Source organism: Paenibacillus sp. J31P316, from assembly GCF_056269105.1.
On record NZ_JBWDNI010000002.1, the window covers coordinates 509,472 to 534,026 of the forward strand.

General features: G+C 55.4%; 17 protein-coding genes. 2 read left to right on the plus strand and 15 right to left on the minus strand.

Annotation, left to right across the window (positions count from 1 at the left end; translation table 11 throughout):
• Window positions 1-222 precede the first annotated feature (222 nt).
• From AC0YNU_RS07670 to AC0YNU_RS07680, 3 genes are read right to left on the minus strand one after another with little or no spacing between them, the layout of a single operon-like run.
• Entirely contained in the window at window positions 223-1,845 is a 1,623-nt protein-coding gene (locus AC0YNU_RS07670) for a response regulator (protein ID WP_475754901.1), read from the minus strand.
• Window positions 1,838-3,685, minus strand: coding sequence for a cache domain-containing sensor histidine kinase (locus AC0YNU_RS07675; RefSeq protein ID WP_475754903.1), 1,848 nt, complete (start codon window positions 3,683-3,685; stop codon window positions 1,838-1,840). Before AC0YNU_RS07675 ends, AC0YNU_RS07670 begins: the two co-directional genes overlap by 8 nt.
• A gap of 16 nt (window positions 3,686-3,701) precedes the next feature.
• Window positions 3,702-4,565, minus strand: coding sequence for a helix-turn-helix domain-containing protein (locus AC0YNU_RS07680; RefSeq protein ID WP_475754905.1), 864 nt, complete (start codon window positions 4,563-4,565; stop codon window positions 3,702-3,704).
• Between the two features lie 121 nt (window positions 4,566-4,686).
• On the opposite strand from AC0YNU_RS07680, the gene AC0YNU_RS07685 reads away from it, so the two are divergent.
• The gene (locus AC0YNU_RS07685; protein ID WP_475754907.1) at window positions 4,687-5,508 is read left to right on the plus strand and encodes a phytanoyl-CoA dioxygenase family protein; all 822 of its coding nucleotides are present in this window, start codon (window positions 4,687-4,689) and stop codon (window positions 5,506-5,508) included.
• Between the two features lie 557 nt (window positions 5,509-6,065).
• Here AC0YNU_RS07685 and AC0YNU_RS07690 read toward each other — a convergent pair.
• The 7 genes from AC0YNU_RS07690 to AC0YNU_RS07720 all read right to left on the minus strand — a co-directional run bounded on the left by AC0YNU_RS07690 (window position 6,066) and on the right by AC0YNU_RS07720 (window position 16,549).
• Window positions 6,066-9,326, minus strand: a complete 3,261-nt coding sequence (locus tag AC0YNU_RS07690) for an Ig-like domain-containing protein (RefSeq protein WP_475754909.1) — start codon at window positions 9,324-9,326, stop codon at window positions 6,066-6,068.
• 1,045 nt (window positions 9,327-10,371) lie between these two features.
• Complete coding sequence (locus AC0YNU_RS07695; protein WP_475754911.1) at window positions 10,372-10,959, minus strand: hypothetical protein; 588 nt, start codon at window positions 10,957-10,959, stop codon at window positions 10,372-10,374.
• 223 nt (window positions 10,960-11,182) lie between these two features.
• Window positions 11,183-12,373 carry a GerAB/ArcD/ProY family transporter gene (locus AC0YNU_RS07700; protein WP_475754913.1) on the minus strand — a complete coding sequence of 397 codons (1,191 nt, stop codon included), beginning with the start codon at window positions 12,371-12,373 and terminating at the stop codon, window positions 11,183-11,185.
• A gap of 54 nt (window positions 12,374-12,427) precedes the next feature.
• A complete protein-coding gene (locus AC0YNU_RS07705; RefSeq protein WP_475754915.1) occupies window positions 12,428-12,637 on the minus strand; it encodes a hypothetical protein in 210 nt (69 codons plus the stop codon).
• Entirely contained in the window at window positions 12,634-13,860 is a 1,227-nt protein-coding gene (locus tag AC0YNU_RS07710) for a Ger(x)C family spore germination protein (protein WP_475754917.1), read from the minus strand. The genes AC0YNU_RS07705 and AC0YNU_RS07710 overlap by 4 nt, the downstream gene beginning before the upstream one ends.
• 3 nt (window positions 13,861-13,863) lie before the next feature.
• A complete protein-coding gene (locus AC0YNU_RS07715) occupies window positions 13,864-15,423 on the minus strand; it encodes a spore germination protein (RefSeq protein WP_475754919.1) in 1,560 nt (519 codons plus the stop codon).
• Between the two features lie 130 nt (window positions 15,424-15,553).
• Window positions 15,554-16,549: a copper amine oxidase N-terminal domain-containing protein gene (locus tag AC0YNU_RS07720; RefSeq protein ID WP_475754921.1), complete on the minus strand. Its 996-nt coding sequence runs from the start codon at window positions 16,547-16,549 to the stop codon at window positions 15,554-15,556.
• Between the two features lie 305 nt (window positions 16,550-16,854).
• On the opposite strand from AC0YNU_RS07720, the gene desA reads away from it, so the two are divergent.
• Window positions 16,855-17,886 (plus strand): Delta(5) desaturase DesA, encoded by a 1,032-nt coding sequence (gene desA, locus AC0YNU_RS07725; protein WP_475754923.1) that lies wholly within the window; start codon window positions 16,855-16,857, stop codon window positions 17,884-17,886.
• A 135-nt stretch (window positions 17,887-18,021) separates the two neighbouring features.
• On the opposite strand, the gene AC0YNU_RS07730 is transcribed toward desA, so the two are convergent.
• The 5 genes from AC0YNU_RS07730 to AC0YNU_RS07750 all read right to left on the minus strand — a co-directional run bounded on the left by AC0YNU_RS07730 (window position 18,022) and on the right by AC0YNU_RS07750 (window position 24,383).
• Window positions 18,022-20,022 carry a stalk domain-containing protein gene (locus tag AC0YNU_RS07730; protein ID WP_475754925.1) on the minus strand — a complete coding sequence of 667 codons (2,001 nt, stop codon included), beginning with the start codon at window positions 20,020-20,022 and terminating at the stop codon, window positions 18,022-18,024.
• Window positions 20,023-20,283: 261 nt separating this feature from the next.
• Window positions 20,284-20,757: a hypothetical protein gene (locus AC0YNU_RS07735; RefSeq protein ID WP_475754927.1), complete on the minus strand. Its 474-nt coding sequence runs from the start codon at window positions 20,755-20,757 to the stop codon at window positions 20,284-20,286.
• Window positions 20,758-20,910: 153 nt separating this feature from the next.
• Window positions 20,911-21,489 (minus strand): LURP-one-related family protein, encoded by a 579-nt coding sequence (locus tag AC0YNU_RS07740; protein ID WP_475754929.1) that lies wholly within the window; start codon window positions 21,487-21,489, stop codon window positions 20,911-20,913.
• A gap of 92 nt (window positions 21,490-21,581) precedes the next feature.
• Window positions 21,582-23,018 (minus strand): NADP-dependent phosphogluconate dehydrogenase, encoded by a 1,437-nt coding sequence (gndA, locus tag AC0YNU_RS07745; protein WP_475754932.1) that lies wholly within the window; start codon window positions 23,016-23,018, stop codon window positions 21,582-21,584.
• A gap of 15 nt (window positions 23,019-23,033) precedes the next feature.
• A complete protein-coding gene (locus AC0YNU_RS07750) occupies window positions 23,034-24,383 on the minus strand; it encodes a glucose-6-phosphate isomerase (RefSeq protein ID WP_475754934.1) in 1,350 nt (449 codons plus the stop codon).
• Between the last annotated feature and the right edge of the window lie 172 nt (window positions 24,384-24,555).

A 24,555-nucleotide genomic window follows, 5' to 3' on the forward strand; every position in this document is an offset into this window, starting at 1 on the left:
TACGGCAGCGCTGGCGCGCATGATCCACTTGCGCGGTTATGTAAACGCTTTCTGCCGTTACTATCATGGTAGCCCCGGGCGCCATTTGCCACAATGCGGTATCCTTTTGATTTCCCCCAAATTATTTCGGCTTTTCCACTGCCGGCCGGCCGCGCTCATCAACCGGTCGTAAAGCTCCAAAATCTTTCGAATAGGTGCAAAATATTCGGTTTCTGGTGCCTCCTAAAGCATCGACTTCTTGTATTCGGTCGGCGTGACCCCTACTCTGCTACGGAATACCTGACTGAAATATTTCTCGTTGTCGAAGCCGACCATCGTGGCGATTTCATAAATCCTGCCGGAGTCCAGCCGCAGCAGCTGCTTCGCTCTTTCAATGCGATAGTGGGTCAGATAGTCCACGAAATTGAGGCCCGTCTGCTCGCGAAACACGACGCTCAAATGGCTTTTGCTTATCCCGACATGCTCCGACAGGTCGGTTAACGTGATCGGACGCTCATAATGGGCCTGGATGAATGCGATCGCCCTGCGAATGGAAGGCGTTACTCCGGCTGCCGGCGTCGCGATCGCGTCCTCGCGAAGCTTGCCTGCCCGATCCAGAAACAACCGCGCGAGCTCCGATGGCTCCCGGGAATTCAGCAGCTCTTCCACATTCAAGTAGTCCGCTTCATGGACAGGCCTGCCTTCAAAGACGGAATAATCCAATTGCCTGTTGTACCAGCTGGCCAATTCGGTGCACAGGACTTTCAGAAGTCTGCTGCTGCCGCTTCCGCATGACTCGCCAACGAGGTTCTGCAGAAGATCATGGCTTTGGCCCGCATGACCGCCGACGAGAGCCATGAATAACTCTTGCAGCCTGGCTTGCAGCTTCTTCAACCCTTCGCGGAGTTGACCTTCGTCTGCCGCAAATTCCCTATGGGAGAACACCATCCGGTCGTGATGCAGCAGCCTGCAGCGCAAAGCTTCTCTGGCATGACCGAGCTCCCGGTGAAGCTGCAGCGGATCACGAGCCATCCCGCTAACTCCTACGGTCAGCTTCAATCGCATATACGCCGCGACAGCCTGAACCGCCCGGTTCGACACGTTCTCCGCTTCTTGCAGCAGCTGGCCTCCGGCAGGACTGCTGACCACGGCGATATAATCGCCGCTGTCAACGTCCCGGATCATGCTGGATGCGGGAAGGGTTTGCAGCAGCCCCTGGATGATGTTGAACAAGGAATTCTCCACGGCTTCCCGCTTCTGCTGCCCTTGCTGCTCCGGTACGCCTCGATGCGGTTCGGCCGAAAATAACAACACTGCATATTCATGATCAGGCAGCTTGATCGCATACTGCGCCGCTGCTGCATCCAGTTCTTCCTGCGACGCGTAACTTCCTCGCAGCAGCTCCCGATAGAAATTGTCCATCGCATAATAAGCATGCAGAGCCGCCTGCTTCTTAAGCTCGTAATATTCCTTGTCCCGTTGCTCCTTCTCGTCGATGCGGGCACTGATGCGGCCAAGCGCTTCCTCGAGCACCGTACCGGTCAGTTCCGGTTTCAGGATATATTCGTTAGCTCCGGCTGCCAGCGCCTCGCGCATATAGTTGTAATCATCGTAGCAGCTGAGCACGATGATCTGCAGCTTGCGGCTCCGCTCGCGCAGGCATTGGAGCAGCTCCGCCCCGTCCATCTGAGGCATCTTCATGTCCATAATGAGCAAGTCAGGCTTCATCGACTCGATCATCTCCAGCGCCTGCACGCCGCTCGCGGCCTCGCCCGCGATTTCCCAGCCCGCGCCGGCCCAGTCGATCAACACGCGCAATCCTACCCGAACAAGAATATCGTCGTCGACGAACAATACTTTATGCAATCCGGGCCTCCTCCTTCAGCGGCACTGCGGGAAAACGAACGGTTACCGTCGTTCCCATGCCCTCGACGCTCTGGAATTCCAATCCGTACTGCGGTCCGTAATGCAGCTGCAGCCTTTCGTGCACGTTCTTGACGCTGATGCCGGAGAACCGCGATTTGATTCTCCCCTCCATGACTTCCTTCAGTAGATCGCCGGCCATGCCCTTGCCGTTGTCGCTGATTCGGCAGACGAGATGTCCGTCCTCCAGCTTCGCCTCTAACGTAATCAAACCATTGTTCTCCATAGCCTCGAGGCCATGAAACAAAGCATTTTCCACGATAGGCTGCAGAATGAGCTTGGGGATCCCGTAATCGAGCGTCTCGTCGGCTACCTTGTACGCCATCTCGAAAGAATGATAATACCGCATTTGCTGAATGTGGATATAATGCTTGAGGTTCTCGATCTCTTTCCGGAGGGGAATCGTCTCGTTGCCCAGATTGACGCTGTTGCGCAGAAGGTTCACAAGCGCCGATATCATGTCGCTGATCTGCTGCTCGCCTCGGATCACGGCCATCCACTTGATGGAATCCAGCGTGTTGTACAGAAAATGAGGTTGGATTTGCGCTTGCAGCGCCGACAGCTCCGCTTGCCGTTTCAATTCCTGCTCCCGGTAAATCTCATTGCGCATTTCCTTCAAACGAGAGGTCATCATATTGAAATTCTTGCTCAGATAACCGATCTCGTCATTGCGGATCGTATCCAGACGAACGTCGAGATCGCCAAGCTGCACCTTTTTGATGAGCCCCACCAAATTCATGAGCGGCTTCATCAGCCTTCTCGACATGAATGCGGACATGATGAGCGCCGCGGCCAGGCAAATCAATACCAGCAGCAGGGTCAGCCTCTTAATGAATTGAACGGGGGCCAATATGTCGGAGTAGGGAATGAGTTGGATGACCTTCCATCCGCCAAGATGGGAGGTCCGATAAATGCGCAGCATCCGTTGGCCGTCGACCTTCACTTGATCGACGCCGCTCTCAAGCCGAGACAGCTCCATGCTGTCCAATGCTGATTGCGCGGCAAAGCGCTGACCGGGATCGCGTTTATAAATGGTATTGCCGGCTTCGTCGATCAGGATCAGCGAGCTGTTGTATCCGCTGTGCAGCCTGGACACGATCCCGTCAATGACCCGGTAATCCATATCGACGCCAAGCAGGCCGAGCGGGTTGCCGGTCTGGATGTCCCGATACAGACGGGCCAAGCGAATCGGCCTGTTCTGCTCCGAAGCATCGCGCGTTATCCCCTCTTCGCCCGACGTGCTTGTTCCGTCATCCGGCTTATTTTGCTCCGGAACGATCGTAAAGTAGCTCTTGCCTCCCCGATCGGAAGCTTCCCGGTACCAATCCTGCTTCTTCATCAGCTCCGGAACATGGTCGAGCGGAGAGGCCGTATTCGTATTGCTGCTGCTGACAAGGAAGTACTTGTCGCCGATCAGGAATACCGACTCGATGCCGTCCTGCACGCTTAGCTGCTTGGTTAACACGGCTTTGATTTCATTGACGGCCTGGATCTCCTCCTCGTCGTATTCTCCCTTCACCTTGCGCAGGCTGCTGTTGATGGTGGAATTGAAAATGATGTCGGTGGCCACGCTTTCCATGCCGCTCAGATGAAATTCGATATTGTCGAGCACCTGGTCCATCGTTTCGGATGTGTTCAGGGTGACGCTTTTCTCGATTATGCCCGACGATGCGCGGAACATCATAAACCCCAGAAATAGCAATGGCAGAATGATCATCACGAAAATAAACATCATCAAACGGGCTTGAATGCTTCGCAGGAGCAAGTGCCTGAGCCGATTCATGCCGCTTCCGCCTCCTTCAGAGCGATGTTTGCTGCTTCTGCCGGATACGCTGCCGATATGCCGTAGGGCTGACGCCGAAGTGGCCGGTAAAGAGCCGGCTAAAATAATAGGCGGTGTCAAACCCCACGTCGAACGCGATTTCGTTGATCCGGCGCGATGTTAATTCCAGCAATCTTGCGGCTTTCGCGAGTCTCATCTTGTTCAGCCGTTCGGTAAGCGTATCGCCGGTCTGCTCCTTCATCAGATGACAGAAACGGGACGGCGACAAGCCTGCGATAGCGGCCAGATCAGACAGCCGATGCTTGAGGTGCAGATGCTCGGACAAGTACCGGATCACCTGGCTGATCCGTTCGTCCACGATGCGATCGCTCTCCTGCTCGCCGTTGTAGTGATAGAGCAGCACCAGCACCTCCGCTAGCGCCAGCTTTGCCAGTTCGCGGTTAACCGGCGCCGTCAAGGACGAATCGCGGATCAGCCGATGGAAGGTTTGCTCGATTCTGCCCCGTATCTCGTCGCCTCGGAGATGGAGGCAGATCAATCCCTCTCCGGTTCTCGGCAGCGCAAGCCACGGCATCCAATCCGGCAGCGGCACGAAATGCGTCCACAGGATGTCCCATTCGCCGGTTTCGTTGGACGCATAATGATGCGGCACGCCCGGGGGCAGGATCACGACATCTCCCGGACCGCAGTCATGCACCTCCCTGTCCACCCGAAAGGAACCGCTTCCATGAATCGTGTAGACGATGAGCCAATCCCCCGTCCCCCTGGAGCGATGTCCCTGGAAGCCGAAAGGCCGGCGAAAATGATCCGCGAGCAGCACGCCGACCTCGGGCGACTCCGTCTCGGTATCGAAGCGAAACAAATGCTCGTTCAACGCCATTGCGCCCCCTTCTTCCGGCAGTAAAATCGTATATCATTTTAGCAAACGCATTCATTTCTTCCATTTACCGACTATTCTATGCTAGATATGACCAAATCTCAACGAGAAAGGATGTCTTGGCATGCAAGCCCCATTCAAGCCCGACCGTTTGACGGCCGAACAGAAAAAACAATTCAAGGATGAAGGTTACTTGATCATCCGGGGATTGTTCGATAGCGAGGATGTACGCGCAATCCGGGATACGTTCATGGACATACAGGAACAAGGCGTGCTCCCGGGCTATTTTGAACCTGCTCCCCCCGAGGTGGCGAACGGCGATCCCTTGCTGTTGTATCCGCGGATCCTCTATCCGCATCGCATTGTTGAGCTGGCACGACAATATATGCTCGACCCGCGCATCGTGGATATCCTCGCCGACATGATGGACGAAGAGCCGCTCGCCGCGCAAAGCATGTTCTACTACAAACCGCCGGGCTCGCGAGGTCAGGCCTTGCATCAGGATAATTATTATTTGCGCGTGGAGCCCGGCACTTGCATCGCGGCGTGGACCGCGATCGACGATTGCGACGAGGAAAATGGCGGTCTTGTCGTGGTGCCGCAAACCCAGAGCCTCGATATCCAGTGCCCGCACGAAGCGGATCCCGCCGTCTCTTTCTTTCGCGACGAAGTCGATCTGCCCGCAGGCAGCCGGATCGTCCCGGCGACTATGGCGGCCGGCGATGTGCTGTTCTTCAACGGAAGCACCATACACGGCTCCTATCCCAACTATTCCGCAGACCGTTTCCGCCGGTCTTTCATCTGTCACTACGTGGGCGAATCCACGCTTCGGCTCGGCCATCATATCCATGACAGCCTTCATAACCGTCACGGCGAGATCGTTCAGGTGCAGAAGAATGAGAGCCCCGGACCTTGCGGAATCGAATTCGAAGGGGCGCCGCATTAGCACTAGGCGCACTCCATAGACCTCCTTCCCAAGTGATTGCTACCGTCGACAGGAGAAAATAAATGCAACTATGCATTTATTTCCGGCTGATAGAGTAAATCCGGAGCAATACATGCAAATCTGCACTTATTTTTAGTTTCCGAGCGCTTAGTAGCTTGTTTTTCGCGAAATAAGTGCAGCTATGCAGTTATTCCATTGATTGCCTGCGAAAGTGTTGAGATAAGTGCAGATATGCACTTATTCTGCTCTTTACTTGCGAAAGTGCTGAGATAAGTGCAGATATGCCCTTATTCTGCTCGTTACTTGTGAAAGTGTAGAGATAAGTGCAGATATGCACTTATACCGCTCGCCGAATAAGACAGCGTATAGCAACGTACAAAATTCCTTATTGCTGCCATTAGGCGCATCGAAGCGGATTGCTGCTTGAAGGCTGCCGCATCGCCAAACAGCTTTCTCGACAGACGAAGCCCTCCCGATCACGGGAGGGCTTCGAATGCGTTAGTATTTTGCGACTGCTGCCGCGATTGTCATTCCGTTTGCAATGCGGCTAATAATACTTACTTCCCGGTAAGCGTGATCGTTTTCTTGGCCGTAATGGCCGGATCGATCGTCGACGTGATTCGGATCGTGTAGACGCCCGGCTTCGCCTTGGACGACACGTTCAGCGTATTGTTCGGATCGGGCTTCGCGTTAAACGTCAAATATCGGGCCGGCTTGCCTTGATCGTCGAACACTTCCCACTTGTACAAGAAGTTCCACGAGTTTCCGTTGAACATATTGTCGTAGGCAGGAATGCCGAGCGCCACGCCCTGCGTCGATTCGCCGTATTTGACAAGCACGTTGTCATGCTCCGGAATCGCAATGGTATCGGGTCCCGAGCTGATTGAAGCGCCGGCGAGCTTGAACAGGTTGAGCTCGTAGGTGCCGCTTACGGCCGGGTTCGTTTTGGATACGGCCGTTATCTTATACATGCCCGGTGCGGTGCGGCTGTTGACGGTCAAGAAACCGGACTTGTCGACGCTCATCGTATAGACGAGCGCGCCGGTGTCCGACTTCACGACGGAATAGGCGTAGCCGTCATTCCCGATCGAGGCGCCTTTGCCGTCCGCTTGGCTGATCGACTTCGCGGCGTACGGCGACGTGATCGTGATCTTCCCGGACGGCGGGATCGTAATCTGGCTGTAGAGCGTGCCATCGCCGAACGCGGAGACGATATCTACCTTCGCTACGGGCGCCAGCGTGACCGTCTTCGTTGCCTTCACGCTCGCGTTGGAATGAAGCGAAGCCTGGATGGTATAGCTGCCTGCGGCGGCCGAATTCTTGACGGACAGCACGCCGTGCTTGTCAACGTTGACGTCATTGACGGCATGTCCCGCTGCATCGAATACCTTCCAATCGAGTTCTCCGGGCATCGCTGACATATGCTGGTCCGTAACCTTGCCTGCATAATTAGCAGTACTGCTTCCCTCGGCAGGGATTGCCGCCGCATCCACGCCGCTGATTTCAACTCCGGCCGCAGCTGCCTTATACAACGCGATCGTCGTTGATTTCCGAACGGCCGGCTTCGTGGACGTGCTTGCCGTAACCGTATAGCTGCCTGCTTTGGCCGAAGACTTCACCGTCAACACGCCCTTCTTGTCGATCGACAAGCCGTTGGCATTATGACCGGACGAATCGGTGACATTCCAAATGACGGATTCAGTCCCGACCGGCGCACCGTTCTGGTCCGTGACTGTGGCAGTTAAAGGCGTCGTAGTGTTTCCGTTTGCCGGAATCGCGATTTGTTCGCTGACGGAACTCTCTTTCAGGCCTGCCGCCTTCTGATTGGTCAGCACGATCAGCGGCTTCTCGCTGACGTTTACTTTGACCGCGCCGTTCTGGATGGACAGCTCCTTCGCCACGCCGTCCGTGTCTTTATCCGTCAGTTCAACGGACGTTGCCTTGGACGGTTTGCCGTCAAGCTGCAGCTTGTAACCGTTCACCTTCGAGCCGTCTCGGGTCGGAGACCATACGACGTATGCGCTCTTGCTGCCTTCCAGGCTCTTGAATTTATAAATCCAAACGTTCGGATCATTCGATTCTACTTCTTTGTCGAACACCATGCCCTTCAGCGCATCCTTGAAAGTGTACATATAATACCAGGAAATCTTGGGAACCTCTCCCGTGTTGCGGGTCGACGTGAATCCGCTGGAACTGTATTGAATATTGTTGTTCGGATCGTCGTTCGCGTCGCGGATCATATATTGGGTCGTCCGGTCGATGCCGGCCGCCAATGACGCCAGGAAGCCGCGGATAATCCATTCGGCTTGCACTTGCTCCGATTGGATGCTCGTGCGCGAACCCCAATAGCCGAGCGGATCAATCCCCTTGCTGGTGTCGTAGCCGAATTCCGTCAGCCACAGCTCTTTGCCCGGCAAATATTGATCGCGGAACTGGACGAACTCCTCGAGCCATTCCTTCATATGACCTTCTTCGGGCGACTGCGGGCTGCCTGCCCAGCCTGTGTCCCAATAATGGTGGATATTAAGCACATCCGCAGGAAATACGCCATCGGTGCGGTGATAATCGGCCCAGAACTTCATCGCTCTGATATAGGAGTTCGCCGATACGTTTCCGACCGAGCCCGCATCCGCAAGGCCGCCCATGACCAGCTTGGCGTTCGGATCAGCGTTCTTCACGCCATATTCTTTACCAAGCGCAGACTGGTGACCGTCGTAGTCCGCACTAACCATGGCTGCGAATTCATAGGGCGAGAAGTAGACATTGCCGTCGCCTTGCCACGAAGCGTCAGGCTCGTTCCAATCCTCGTAATAGTCCAAATAGCCAAGCCCCGTCTTTTTCTCCTGTCCTGGCGCTACCTTGATCGTATCGAGCGGAACGGGATTGCTTCCATACCTGGCTGCATACTGGTACAGATGCGAAGCATGCAGGAAGTACGATTGGGGATCCAGCGGATCGGCACCTTGCTTGATGGGCTGGCCGTTCCAGCTGCCGTTGACATAAGGCGCGTTCCCTTGAATCGCCGGAGAGGCGATAATGCCGGCTTCCTTAAGCTGCTTGTAGTAGGCATCGAAATCCCAGAACGTGTTCGCGGACGGCGAGAACTTATTCTGGCCCTCCTGCTCCTCCACGAAGCTCCAGTTGTGGTATTCGCGAATGACGCCCGTCGCCTTCATCTGCTCGATCGGCGAGTCGATAAAGGCATTCGTTCCGATGGCTTCGTTAACAGGAATCGTGAAGTTGGTTGGAGCGGGCTTCGGCGCAGCAGCCGGCACATCCTCTAGCGGATAGCCGTACACGACGATTTCGCTCATCGCCACATCCGAGGAGACCTTCGATAGCTGGAGGAAACGGGTCTCTACGTCGGTATCGTGCTTGTTCCAGACATTGTTGCCCTTCAACGGGTCGGTAAACAGCTCGACCCATTGGAAAGGCGGCCCGTACGATACCTTGAAATCGCCGCTGCTGCCAGCCGGGTCATACAAGTAAACGCCGGTAATTTTATAGCGCCGACCCAAATCGATAACGGCACCGGCCGGATACAGATAGGATTGATTGTTACTGACGAGCCAGTTGGTGTACTCGTCCTTGGCAGGCGTGTCACCGGCTTCGTCCTGCTCGTCAACCAGCATGCCGACGTCGCCAAGTCCGGTCTCGTTGATGAGCATGTCGGTCGTCAGCTTTATTTTTACCGGAACCTGCGCGTTATTGCTGTTGGTGTTGGTGTTGGTACCTTCCGCAAGCACGGGCGAATCGATTACGATCAAGAGCAGCGAAGCGGAGAGCAAAGCGGACATCAGGCTTCTCTTTCTTAGCACGCAAACACTTCCTTTGCAGATTCATTTGTGGGGACACCATGAGCAAATAAATAGACTGCCGGCTTGCCTTTCGACTCGTTCGGCTTAGCGGTGGATCGGATCAAGTATGTAAACGGACTATAATCCGAACGCGGGAATCGTTACACTTTTTACCTCCTTTGGGTTTGTATTCGCTTACATTGTAATTATAAAGGCTGTCTACCTCGGCAACTATTATCTTTATTTGTCTTTTGTTGCACTTTGATATCTAATTTAACAAAGATTGGGATTACGCTCAGGTGAAAACCGGGGATGGGAGCAAGCTCATGACCTTTTCTAAGGGGATGCTTTCTTCTTGCAATTAAAAAAAAGCCGCATTGGATGCGACTTTAATAGGATGACTGCCTTGTCACCTGCAATTCGGCTTAAGAGCCATGCCTCGCGGTAACAGCAATCCAATGTATGGGAAATAAGTTACCTAGTGCTGAGAATTCGGAAAAATAAACCGTCTCTTGGATGGGTCGGCTATCATCAGCCGTCCTCCGTCTGACCAGCCTAACAGCGATCCGGCGCCGGACCAGCGGGCTCGTTCCCTTCCGACATCCAAGATCCAAACTTCAGGTATATTGATGCTGCCATAAATTTCAACCGCGACAGCCTTGGTTTTCTCGTCTCGTGCTATATGCTGGATTTCAGACACTCCATGCAGCTCGTCGTCCAATAATCTTTGCTCCGTTAACGTTAACCGTGATGATTCTCGTTCACGAACAAAGCCATCTTGAAGATGAAACGAGACGAAATCCATGCCATTTCCAGCATACACTCTTCTCCACGGACAATCGGTTCAATTGACGGGTTGATTCTACTTCGATCCTTGTTTGTGAGGCTTTTACTGCGATGTAGAGCAATGGAGGCGTTTCGTCCAACGAATGGGTTTCAGCGTTCGCGGCCGAACCGTTGAGGACAAAGAGAACAACAACCAGAAACAGCTTTAACGGCATAAGCGCCATCCTTCCAGACGATGTGCGATCCGTTCTCAACGCTGACGCCCGTTCACACAAGCACCTTAACGGCTTCTGCTGAGTTCAAGAGACAGTCTGTCTGCCAAGTTACCGGATAAAGCATCCAGCTGATTCACGATGCGAATGCCCGCATCGCTAACGAGGGCAGCAGCTTGCCGTGCGGCCGGAACCATTGATAATTGCGCGGCAGCGATGCAGGCATCCGAATTTGCCATTGCGATACGATGCAAGCCTTCGGTCACCGCTTGAAGGTATTCTTCTTTCCTGCCCTTCATAATCAGCTCGAACGTCCCTGGCAGCAACTGGGCTTCCGCGAGAATAACCTTTTTTTTGCTCGCAGCGAAATGCTCGAATTGCTCCGTCGATCCCTTAATCGTAGCAGGATTAGTGAATACGAAGACCACTCGTTCCTCTTGGCCGGCGAGCAGCTCGTTCAACGGTTCATCGATCTTGATGACCGGAACATCGAAGTGTTGGTCACCTTGCAGCAGTCCCGTGAAGTTCGTGCAGGTAACCAAGATCGCATCCACATGGCAGCGCGAGATCCAAGCCAACGTTTCAAGTACCTTCGTCTCGGCGAACTGCGGGGTAAAATCGGCATCGTGCTTCAGACGATCCAGGCCTGGTTCCACGAAGTGGACGAGCTCCGCGTCAAACGCTTGCAAGCGTCTTCGATAGGAGCGATATTGGAATGATGTGCGTGCAGGCAACCGATCCTCTTCATGCCAGTACCTCCTGCTTGGTTGCGGATTTGTCCGAATCGGAAAACCAGTGACGGCGAAACGAACGATAACTACTATCATAGAGTAACCGTTTGCGAACGACAATGTTGCCCGGTCAATCTGCCGTCTCGAATCAGGTTCCAGCTTGCGACTGCCCTTGCGATTGCGCTTGCGGCTGCGCATGGGTTTGCTCTGGCGTACTCCCCTGCGTTTGCGCCTGCTGCCCGCCCGGTTTGCCGCCGATCGACAGAATGACGAGCAGCACGATCGGGAGTCCGACGCAAAAGGTGAGATCAAACCACGGGTAATAGCGATTCAGGATATCGATGTACACGGTAATGTTGGGCGTTCCGGCAACCGTCCCTACGATGAGCATCATACCGAGCGGGATCACCAGCATCCGGTTCTCGCGCAATTTCAGCACTTGTCCGATGCCTTCCTTCAACGCGAAGAATAGCAGCAGCGTTTTGTAGAATACCGTTATGATCCATAGAAACGCAATGATGGCCTCAAGCCGTTCCAGGAAGTTCCCGATCGTGATTTTCTGCGCCAGTACGTAGGTGGGGTAATACTTGGTTTCCATCAGACTCGTTCCCAAGACCAGCACGCAGAAGAGCACGATCACGAAGAGCACCGCGCCGCCGAAGGCAAAGCCTTTCATGATCGGCTTCGTCAGTTTGCCTTCTCCCTCCACGTAAGGGACCAGCATGAGCAGAACGACCATTTCCGCGAAGACGATCAAGAACGCCATATACCCGCCCTTTGCGATCGAGATGGCGCCCGTGCCTGCATATGGCTTCAGATTCGCGAAATCCACTTGCGGCAGAAGGAGAAGAATCAGAAGCGCGAGCAGCCCCAGCATGAACGGAAACAACAGTTCCCCCATGCGGGAGAAGGCTTCGATGCCGTAGCGGCAAGCGATAGCGACGACGGCCAGAAACAGCACCATGATCGCGTCGGCCGGCGTCTCGGGCATTAACTGCGTCGTCATGAATTGGCTCATCTCGCTGAGCAGCGATAAGCCGCAGATGAAATATTCGAACAGGAAGAGCAGCATGACGATACTCCCGACCCAAGCGCCCGCCTTCTGCTTCAATGACGCGTATAAGCTCCGTCTTCCCATTGCATTCGCGATGGCGACGAACAAGCCTCCCGTCGCCATGCCGAGCACCATGCCGAGCAACATGCCGAGCCATGCATCCTGTTTGGCCGTGTGGGCCACGATGACCGGCAAAATGAGAATGGAATCGCCGATCGTGCCAAGCACGATCAGAATGGTAAACTGCCTTACGGATATGGTGAAATTGCTATACCGGTTCTTCATTTTCCCGCCTCTTCTCCGTCCGCCTCGTGACCGCCGACCGCCAGCCGCCGCGCATCAAGAGTACATCCACTTAATGAGCATGAACGGGTTCGGCAGCTTGACATGCAGCGCCATCGCGGCATACAAAGCCGTTCCCGCAAGCAGGAACACGAGGAAAACGGCGGTTTCGCGCTTGTACTTGCGCGCCTGGAGGGCAGGCAGGTCCAACCATAAGGCGAACCCTGCCAGTGCCAGCAAGCCAAGGATCGAAGCTATGGTCATCATCGTCGGCCGCCCTCCCCGCTTGTCGATTTCAACGTCGCATTGCCGATCGTGCCCGTCTTCCGGATATGAAGCTTGATGTCGTATTTGATTTCCATCTGCGGGAAAAAGTCGTCGTTCCAACGCGCCTGGATTTTCTTCCACGCCTGCGGATGGTCCTTGCCGAACTGGCTGCCGAACCCGAAAATATCGGTTTTCATTTGCTTGGCTTTCTTTACCGCCGCTTCTTCGTTGCTCTGCATATAGCGCTCCGCGCTCTTCTCGAGCCGTTTGATCGTTGCCGGGTTTTGCAAATCCACGTCCGTACAGGGCCGATCCACGATGTTAGACTCCACCTCCGTATGAATGAACGCCGACGGCTTGCCGGCTTGCAGGACCACTTTCAAACGCGTTTTCGCGGAGGTCACTTCGAGCCCCATATAATTCCTCTTCTCGTCGCAAGGGAGTTCGATCGACGTGCTGTACAATTTGTTCGTAATATCCGTGTACCCTTTGCTTTCCTTCTCGTTCAGCCAGCCGGCCAGCTTGTCTTCCTTGAAAGCCGCAATGCCCGTATAGCGAAATCGGCCCGGGGGCAGAAACACTTCCACGTTGCGCTTGGACGCGTCCATTCGCCGCGGCCCGATCAGCTCGATGCCGGACAGCACCAGCTCGTTTCCATCCGCGGAAAGCTTGGCGAGCGCTTGGTCGAGCGTGACGGGAACGGACGGCGCCCATGATTTGCCCGACGTCTGCAGCGATTGGAGCATGTTGTTCGACGGCAGCCTCTCCAGCGGCGTGTACAGTTTCAACAGGCTTTGGGCCGTCGTGTTCTTGGCGATAATCAAATTGAAATCCATGCGAAGTTCATTATCGCGCAGCATGTTGTCGACGAGATGGTTCATGCCTCTTCTGGCCAGCTCTTCGCTGATGATGTACAACTGCAGATGGCCCATGTATACTTTACGCGGCGCTTCCGCTGTCATCGATCTTGCCGCCTCGAATATCGTCTTTCCCTTGCCGACGTAAAGCGTAACGGGCGGCCGCTGGCCGCCTTTCAACTGCGAGGAGATTTCGCTTGGGTTGACGACCTGGAACGAGAGGAGGTATTGGCCGTCCTGCCAATCGACGCCCACGCCGAGCACGATCAGCAGCTCGTTCAGCTCGCGCCTGCTCCAGCAGCCCGTCGTCAGCAGCAGGCAGAGGAGGACGATACCGAACCGTCGTACCCCGTTAATGCAGCCCATGGTTCACCACCGCCTCCGGTACCGGTTGCTCCCGCCGTCTACCGCCGTGCCCGGCCGTTTGAACGACAGCCATCTTGGCAGACGAAGCAGCGTATCGTTCATTCCCACGGCGCGATACGGCGCGAGCGGCGACATGAACGCTTCCCCGAAAGAACGCAGCGCGCATAAGTGAAGCAGCAGCACGAACAGCCCCATAATGATGCCGAATAAGCCGAAGCTCGCGGCGATGGCCATGAACGCGAACCGCAGCATCCGAATCGGGATGGACATGCTGTACGCGGGAAGCGTGAACGTCGAGATGGCCGTGACGGAGACGACGATGACCATCGCCGCGGATACGATGCCCGCCTGAACCGCGGCCTGCCCGATAACGAGCGTGCCGACGACCGAAACCGCCTGTCCGATCGCGCGCGGCATGCGCACGCCCGCTTCCCGCAGAATTTCGAACGTCACCTCCATCACGAGCGCTTCGACGAAAGCGGGGAAAGGCACGCCTTCCCGCTGCGCGGCCAAGCTGATCAATAAGGAGACCGGCAGCATGTCGCGATGAAAGGTCGTGATGGCGATGTAAAAGGAAGGCAGCAGGAGCGAAATAAAGACGCTCATGAAGCGCAATAGGCGAAGCAAGCTCGCGTAATGGAACCGCTGATAGTAGTCCTCCGCCGATTGAAAGAACGTCACGAGCTGGGTCGGCGCGATCAGCACGTTCGGCGTGCCGTCCACCAGGATCGCGATTTTGCCTTCCAGCAGCTGGCCGGCGACATTGTCCGGCAGCTCCGTGTTGTAGATCGTCGGAAACAGCGAATACCTTCCGTCCTCGATCAATTCCTCGATATAGCCGCTGTCGAGCACGCTGTCGATATCGATGGCGCCGAGCCTGGAGCGCGCTTCCTCGACGACGGAAGCCTTCGCCACGCCTTGGATGAACATCAGGATGACTTCGGTCTGGGTCGACCGGCCGATGATCGTTTTTTCCAGCCGCAGCCGGGGATCTTTGATCTTTCGCCGCACGAGCGACGTATTGACCCGGAGCGTCTCGGTAAAGCTTTCCCTCGGCCCGCGGATGGACGTCTGATTCGTGGATTCCGTGACGTCCCGGCCCTTCCACTGGCAGATATTGATGCCGTAGGCAAGCTCGCAGCCGTCCAGCAGAACGATCGCTCCGCCCGACAACAAACAGCCGTACAAGGTCGCCATGTCCGCCGCTTCTTCGACCGGACCGACGCCGTACAGCAGTTCATGAGCGTCCGCGGACATCCGCGATTGTTCTTCGCTTCCGTCCTTTGGCGCTTTCAACAGGGAGCGGCTGAGCAGGTCGAAAATATATCCGTTCACCGCCGCCTGATCCGTCAAGCCTTCGATATAAATAACCGCTCCCGCCGTCCGTTCCGAGCGGTCGGGCCGAATTTCGCGAATCGCTAAATCCTCGCTGTCGCCCATGTCGGCGCGTATGCGCGCGACGGTGCCCGCGACGTCGGGATTGACGGGAACTGCCGCGTATTCCCGCATCAAGCGGGCATAGCCGTTCGGCTCCGGTAGAGACTTTTGAGGGGGTGTTCGCATTTGTGGGTCGCTGCCTTCTCCGTGTCTTGGAATGCTTCCCTATTATGACCATCGGGGTTGAGGGATAAACGGAGATGGAATGGGGCATGGCGGCCGCTTCATGGTTCGCTTCTGATCCGTTTCACGGTTGTTATCCGACACTTACGGCGTCAATTCGCTTCTCGCCCTTCTTGGCGATTTCGAACGTGCCGGTCTCGGTATCCGTTTCGCCGAACCCGTAGTGGCGGTAGCCCGTCTGCGTAAACGTCCCGTTGGCGTCGACAATCCCGTATTCCGTCCATCCGGTCTCTCCGAAGATGCCGGTGTTGTAATACAAATAATCGCCGCCCGGCTTCGGTGCTTCGCCGACGCTTCCGGTCCACTTCCGCTTCATGAAACTGAGCAAGCGATCCGCCTTCGTCCCGGTTAATCGGCCGCCCCATGTCACGACCGCATGATCATCCACGATCTCGATCTGCTCCGCAAGATCCCCTGCGATCCGGATGAACCGAAGCGCTTCCCCTTCGGGAAACAACATCGTCAAGCCGTCGGTTTCGCCGACGTTGCCCGCGATCATCGGCTTGATCGCGTATTGCGGATCGTAACCGAGGGAGACCGCGATTTCGCGCGCCTTCGCGAGATCGCCCGCGTTCAGCGTATCATGCTTCTGCTTGCCGAGCGGCGACGAGACGAAGACCGTCCCGTCATGCCAATCGGCGGCATAGCCGAATTGAGCGGCCAAGTAGCGAAGCGGCACATAGGCTCTGTTTCCGCGCAGCTTCATCGACACGTCAAGCTTATCCTTCGCTTGGCTCGAGCCGCCAGGGTATGCCCGATCGACGACGGTTGCGTTGCTGAATGCTTGAAAACGGATGGTAACGCCCCACTTGCGGACAGACGCCGTATTCGTCTTGGCCTCCCACTGCACGGTCGCGCCGAACGCTTCGGTAACCGCGCGCAGCGGCACGAGTACCCGATCGCGATCGATTAGCGCCGCCTCTCCGGAGGAGACCGGCTTCCCCATCACTTCTATTCGCATGGCCGGAGAAGTTCCATTCGCATGCGTCCTCTCCGCGCCGGGCGGCGCGAAGATCACGCCGGCCATGACCGAAGCCGCTACCGCCGCGGCTATAACCTTTCGATTCATAGGGTTCACGCTCCTTATCGTATTCTTCAATCGGCGGAACGCCGATCCTGGATATTTACTAAGACGACGACAGGAAGAAGATGGTTGCAAGGCCCAAATGCCGCGCGGCTTCGCCTGTTCGAACATATCCTATACGAATCGACGTGCTTCGAATCCAGATTCGAACGATGCGAAGATGAGCGCATAATAGGCGATCAAGACGAGCTTTAGATTTAATTGGAACGCCTTGTGCCTATCTTTCGTAGTACCGTTGATGTTAACATGCATGTAGAACAGCAGCGTCGAGAGAGGACCATGACAACCTAATGAAAGAAGCCCAGCAAAGCAATTGGAGAAAAGAAATATCAGCCTATGAAAGACCGAGGCTCAAAAGCAGTATTTGGCAGCTCATCAATACGATCGGACCCGTACTACTGCTTTGGCTCGCCGCCTTCCTGTGTTCGTCGATCTCCGCTTGGCTTACGGTAGGGATTTCAATCATTGCGGGTGGATTTCTCGTCCGGACGTTCATTATTTTCCACGATTGCTGTCACAAATCGTTTTTCAAGAATCGCAAGGCCAACGATATTATCGGAACGATTACGGGAATTCTAACCTATGTGCCGTATATGCAATGGAAGTACAGCCATACCGTCCATCACGCGACATGCGGCAATCTCGACCGCCGAGGAACCGGAGATATTTGGACGTTAACCGTAGAAGAATATTTGACCGCTTCACCGCTGCGCCGGTTGGTGTATCGTTTGTATCGGAATCCGTTAATTATGTTCACGATCGGTCCGATCTACATCTTCCTGATCGACTACCGCTTCAATCGGAAGCGCGCAGGCGCCAAAGAGCGGATGAATACGTATATAACGAATGCCGGCATCGTTGCCGTAAGCGGCCTGCTTTGCTGGGCTGTCGGATGGCAGACGTTTCTCCTGATCCAAGGTACGATCTTCATGGTCTCCAGCGTTGCTGGGATTTGGCTGTTTTATGTGCAGCATCAATTCGAAGATTCGTATTACGAAGAGGAAGCGGATTGGGAATACGTGAAGGCGGCGATGCATGGCAGTTCTTATTACAAACTGCCTCGCGTGCTGCATTGGATCACGGGCAACATCGGCTTTCATCACATCCACCACTTGAGCCCGCGAATTCCAAACTACAATCTGGAAGCCGTGCACGAGACCAACCCGCGCATGCAGGAAGTGAGAACGATTACGCTTCTGACCAGTCTGGCTTCGTTGAACTTCCGGCTGTGGCATGAACCGAGCAAGCGATTGATCGGGTTCCGCGATCTGAAGACATTGGCGCGCCTGCCCGTGAAAACAGCGCCCGCAGCGGAATTATAGCCGACCAGTTATAATAAAAATCTTTTCTGAACAGTCAAAGAACCGGCAGCCGATGCGAATCGGCCGCCGGTTCTTTATTTTAGCAGCTCAGGTTCATACGATCACAATTTGCGGATGCGGATGACTGCGCTACGTTTATTGGCGCAGCTGCGGCAGCTGCGTGAACGTCATTGCGATCGGCAGGTTGCTTCCCGAAGCGATGGTAAAGACGATGTCGACCGCTTCTTCGCTAGCTCCGGTGCGATACAGGACGGCCGACTGCGCGTTGCTCCTCAGCGCCTGGTTATTCGCGACCGTGACGAGCTGATCGTTGACGAGAAACGCGCCTGTGTACAAGCCGCCGCGCGCATTCAGCGAGATCAGCGTGTTTGGTGCCACGTGCGATAGGTGCATGCGATAGAGTACGCCGTAATTGCCTCGATTGTACTCGAGCTGCCCCGTCATCTCGTCGATGCCGTCGATAATCGTATCGACACCCCCGACATCGCCGAACATGATGCGCTGCGGCGTTGCGCCGATCTGGTCTTCGATATCGATGGAACGGTCGGCGTTGTAGAACGTACCTCTGACATGCTTGCCGTCCCTAGGCATTTCCGTCAGGTTCGGCAGCTCCGCGACCGGGTCTTTGCCCACGGCGGTCACGACGACGGTGTACAGCAGCTCGCGGTCAGAGAATACGTCCACATAGGAGCTTAGCGATTCGCCTGCCTTCATAGGCACCTTGGCCAGCTCGGGAAGAATTTCCTTCGTCTCGCCTGGACGAATCGTCGACCATACCTCCGCCGGCTTGCTTGCGAGCGACGTCAGATAACGGGACGTGGAGAGCTTGCCGGCCAGCTCGGGCGATGCCGTCGGTCCGCCCATTCCCGAGGCGCTCTTGTTATAGTTCGCCGTGCCGCTGCCCATATTCGTTGCGAGCAGATGGACGGATACAGGGTATCCGATATTATTGACATTATGGAACATGAAACGAACCTTGCCTGCCAACTGAGCATGATACGAGATACCTTCCTGCACGAGCGTCTCCGGACTGTTGCTGCGAACCATTTGGGCAGGCTCGTTGACGATCGTGTACTTGTAGGCAGGATAGTTCAGTACGGCTGCTCCGTCAACGGTGTAAATATCGCCCGTCGCCGTGAATAACCGCTCGTATTCATCCTTCGTATAGAGAACTTCGTTCGTGACCGTAACTGTCTTCGTCACGGAAGTCTTCAAGCCGTGCGTATCCTCGACCTCGAGCGTGACTTGATGATCGCCCGGTTCGAAGAAGGCTTTGTCGGCGCCCGTGAACGTACTGCGCGCAATCGCGTTCTCGTCATCGGTACTGAGATCCGTGTACGTGATGTTCTCGCCAATTCGGTACTGCGTCTTATCCGTCGTAAAGTCGGCGACCGGCGGCAAGTTCGGCGCTTTGACCGTCACCGTGACGGAGAACGGATCGCTCCACACGCCATTGCTGTCCTGTACTTCTCTCGTAACGACGTAGGTGCCGGGTTCAGGGAAAATATCCATTCGGCCGTCCCAACGTTCGTCCACGAACGGCAGCGCGGTCGTATTCGTCGCATGATCCGTGTATGTAACCATGGTTTGCCCTGCATAGATTTCAGTTGGCTGCACTTCGAAATCTGCCGTCGGCTTCGGCGGAATGACCACCGTCGACCATTTCAGCGTAATCTGTTTGCCGACGACCGCGATCGTGCTGTCCGCCATCTCGCCCCAGGAACGAAGCGGCACCATCAGATAGCCTTTCGAAATATACGGCACGCCGGCCAGCTTGGTCTGTACGCCGTCGCGGGTAGCGAAGCCGCTGCCGATCTTGAAGACGAGCTCGTGCCGATCGCTCTTGGCGATCGACTCCTTCTTCAGGGCATCGTAGGAAATCTTATAGCCGTAGCGGGCTGCGATGGAACTGAACGGGATATAGGTTCTGCCGTCGATGGCAGCTACGGGCTGTGCGGATTGATAAGTCGCGCCGTTATGAATCATCTGGGCGCTCTTCATCATCAAGACGAGCGTATCCGTGGCGGGCGGCGGAGCGACCGGCTCCAGACCTTCCGCGGCGGCGGAATTGGATACTGCGGATGCGAACGGCAACAATAAGAACGATAAGACCAACAACCATTTCGATAATTTCATGCTTCGTCTCCTCTTCTCTCTCTCTTTTGGGCCCAACGCGAAAGCGCGTCGGGAGGCAGTCTTTTTTGACTCCCTTGGTTAGACGATACACGCGTTGCAATAGTTGCGAATTATTGGAAGAAAAATTCCACTTGCTTCACATGCCGTTGATCTTGTCCTCCGGACATCCAGGTTAGGCTGGAGCCCGAGTCGGAAACACCGAAAAGGACAGCGCTTGTTCGCAAGCACTGTCCCTGATTGCGTGAAGCACCGCCCCGGACTTTAAGATGTCGTTGTACCTGCGGCAGCCACGCCGTTGAATACGACCGGGCCGGACAAGATCAGCGCGACATCGCCGTCCGATGCAATGAAGAGCACGTAGCGGATTTCCCCGGCCAAGACAGCGGCTGCGGGCGGAAAATCGGCCGCGGATACGCTGATCGGAAAGAAGGGGCTGAACGCCGAGATTTCGAACTGCTGATTCAAGATCATCACGCCTGTTCCCGCCGTGCCGTCGCCGCCGCGTTCCACGGTAAGCGAAACGACGGTCGGTCCGGGTTCTTCCGGCGATCCGCTGAGGGCGATGCTAGCCGTTCCCGTCAGCAGAACGCGGACGTTGGACGTATTCGCCGGATTCGCGGCAACGACCTGAAGGCCGATGTCGCCGATCAAGATCGGCAAATCGTCAAGCGGCTCCGTGCCTCCAAAGCCGTCGTTATGGATCGAGATACGTTGATCAAGAAATTGGATTGTCATTAGGTTCACCTCGCTATTCTTTTATCATATTCTATGAAACTACGTGGAAAATGGGACTAGTCTATGGCGTAATGAGCAAAACGACCAAAAGAAGCAACGCCGTCACGAATCGTGACGGCGTTGCTTCTCCTTACCTTTATGCAGTTCTGGCATCTATCCCTGATTGCCCTCGACGGCGATCAACAGAATAGCGGCGGCGAGGCCCAAACGGCGATCCAATGCGTCGTCGTGCTCCGCGTAGAAATCGAGGTTCAGCTTCTGGACGAACGGATTGAAATTTTGCTTGAATTCCGCGATCGTACTGCCGTTCACCTCTACGATATAATGCTGCGGAATCAAATTGGACAAGAATCTTCGCAGCAGCGCGAAGAGCGCATTGTCTTCCTTCACCAATCCGATCTCCGACTCGTTCGCATCCAGAATCGTCCATTCGTCCTTCAATAGCGACTTCATCCCTTTGCGGCGCAAACAACCGATCCTCGTCCCCGTTGCCGTATCGACGACGTCATAGGTGGCGGAGAAATCGATGACGCTCCGCGCTTGAATGGTGATCAATTCTTCCCGCATCGTGTCATCCGCATATAATCGGATGTCTTCCTTCAGCTTGAAGGCTTTCATCTGCGAATAAAGAACGGGCGCTCCATCCTTGTCGAAAATATCGATTTTTGCGCCGATCAGCGAAAGGATTTGTTTCCTAACCTCGAAATGTTGATGCGTGAATTTCGGATTCAACGTATTTGCCCCCCAAGGATTCTCGTCATTCCAATGCGTTTATAGGAATGGAATTCGACATAACCAGGGGCAATTCCTTGTTACCTTCGAATTCAGTTCGCTGTCGAAGCAGCTTCGATGCCGCTCATCCATTGGAAATGGAAGCTGCCTTCGCGGTCGACCCGCTGGAACGTATGCGCGCCGAAGTAATCGCGCTGCGCTTGCAGCAGATTCGCCGGCAGACGCTCGGAACGGTAGCTGTCGTAATACGCCAGCGCGGAAGCGAACGCCGGTGCCGGTATGCCGCGCCGAACGGCCGTCGCGATCACGTCGCGCCATGCGCTTTGGTAGTTGTCGACGATGTCTTTGAAATAGTCGTCGAGCAGCAGATTTTTGAGTGCTGGATCGCGGTCGTAGGCGTCCTTGATATTTTGCAGGAAACGTGCCCGGATAATGCACCCGCCGCGGAAAATCATCGCGATGCTGCCGAAATCGAGGTTCCAGCCGTACGCTTCGGATGCGGCGCGCATTTGCGCGAAGCCTTGGGCGTACGAAGCGATTTTGCTGGCGTACAGCGCCTTGCGCACCGCTTCGATGAATGCGCCGCGATCGCCGGCGAATGGTTCGTAAGCAGGGCCGCCGAGCAGCTTGCTGGCCGTGACGCGTTCTTCCTTCATCGCGGAGATGAAGCGGGCGAATACGGATTCCGTAATGATGGACAACGGAACGCCGAGGTCGAGCGCGTTTTGGCTTGTCCATTTGCCCGTGCCCTTCTGGCCTGCGGAGTCGAGAATGACATCGACCATCGGTTTGCCTGTTTCGGGATCCGTTTTGCCGAAGATATCGGCCGTAATCTCGATCAGATAGCTGTCCAACTCGCCTTTGTTCCATTCCGTGAAGATGTCATGCAGCTCCGCCGGCGAGAGGTTTAGGACGTCCTTCAGCAAATGATAAGCTTCGCCGATCAGCTGCATGTCGCCGTATTCAATGCCGTTATGCACCATTTTGACGTAATGTCCCGCGCCGTCCTCCCCGATATACGTCGAGCAAGGCTCGCCGTTCACTTTGGCAGAGATGGCCGTCAGGATCGGTTCGACCAGCTCGTAAGCGCTGCGCTGTCCGCCCGGCATGATCGCCGGTCCGTTCAATGCGCCTTCTTCGCCGCCGGAGACGCCTGCGCCGATGAAGCGGAAGCCTGCTTCCGACAGCGCTTTGTTTCTGCGCTGCGTATCCGGGAAGAACGCGTTCCCGCCATCGATAAGAATGTCGCCAGGGCTTAAGAACGGCACGAGCTGATTGATCGTATCGTCCGTCGGCTGCCCGGCTTTGACCATGATCAGGATTTTGCGCGGCATCTCCAGGGACTGCACGAACTCCTCCACGCTGTACGTACCGACGAAGTTTTTGCCTGCCGCCTCCGCCAGAAGCTCATTGGTTTTCTCGGGCGACCGGTTATAGAGCGCGACCGAGAAGCCTTTGCTTTCGATATTGAGCGCCAGATTCTTGCCCATGACGGCCAAGCCGACGACGCCGATTTGTTGGTTTGCCATTGTAGTTCCTCCTCGTTAGTTCTCTTGTTTATTGGACAGGCGACGCTCCAGCTCTTCCTTCCGCGCTTCGAAGCCCGGCTTGCCGAGCAAAGCGAACATATTCACCTTGTAGGCTTCGACGCCCGGCTGGTCGAACGGATTGACGCCTAGCAGCAAGCCGCTGATACCGCACGCTTTCTCGAAGAAATAGACCATCTCGCCGTACGTATAGGCGTTCAATTCGTCCAGCTCGATAATCAGGTTCGGCACGCCGCCGTCGACATGCGCAAGCCGCGTACCTTGGGCCGCTTTCGCGTTCACTTCATGCAACGTCATGCCGGCGAGGAAATTCAGCCCGTCCAGGTTGCTGTCCGCTTCCTCGATCGCAAGCTCGATCCGGGGCTTCTTCACGCTCAGCACGGTCTCGAGCAAATCGCGACGCCCTTCTTGGACATATTGCCCCATGGAATGGAGATCGGTCGAGAAATCGACGGAAGCCGGATAAAGTCCCTTCTGATCCTTGCCTTCGCTCTCGCCGAACAGCTGCTTCCACCACTCCGACACGAAATGCAGGGAGGGTTCGAAATTCGCAAGCAGCTCGATCGTTTTGCCTTTGCGATACAACGCATTGCGGACGGCCGCGTATTGATAGCTTTCGTTGGTAGCCAAGTCAGGATCGCTGTATTTGCGCGCGGCTGCGGCTGCCCCTTCCATCATCCGGTCGATGTCGATGCCGGCAACGGCGATCGGCAGCAAGCCTACGGCGGTCAGAACGGAATAACGCCCGCCGACGTCGTCCGGAATGACGAACGTTTCATAGCCTTCTTCGTCGGCCAGCTTCTTAAGCGCGCCCTTGGAGGCATCGGTCGTCGCGAATATGCGTTTGCGCGCCTCTTCGACGCCGTATCGTTTCTCCATGTAATCGCGCAGAATGCGGAAGGCGATCGCCGGCTCCGTCGTCGTGCCGGACTTGGAGATGACGTTGAGGGACACATCCTTGCCATCCAACAGCTCCAGCAAATGCGTCATGTAGGTCGAGCTGATGTTCTGGCCGGCAAAATACACTTCCGTGTTTCCTTCGATCTGATTATGGAACGTATGCGACAAAGCCTCGATCGCGCTTCTGGCACCGAGATACGATCCGCCGATGCCGATGACGACAAGCGCGCTTGAATTGCCGCGAATGCGGGCTGCCGCAGACTTGATGCGTGCGAATTCTTCGCGATCGTACGTTAGCGGCAGGTTCACCCAGCCCATATAATCCGAACCGGGCCCTTTCTTCTCGTGCAGCATGCGATGCGCCACGCTCACGAATTCGCTAAAATAATCCACTTCATGTTGACCGATAAACGATAATGCGTTGGAATAATCGAATGATATCGCCATTTGATAACTCTCCTCTTCTCTGGTGAATCCCGGTCAGAATGACTCGGTCTGTTTATTTCTTCCATAGACATCACATAAGACGGCACTTTGATTGTCGTATCGTCTCTTCGCGCAAGATATTGTCGTTGTGCTCGACTCCTTCTCGAACAGCTAGTGATTAGCTTTCGGATTA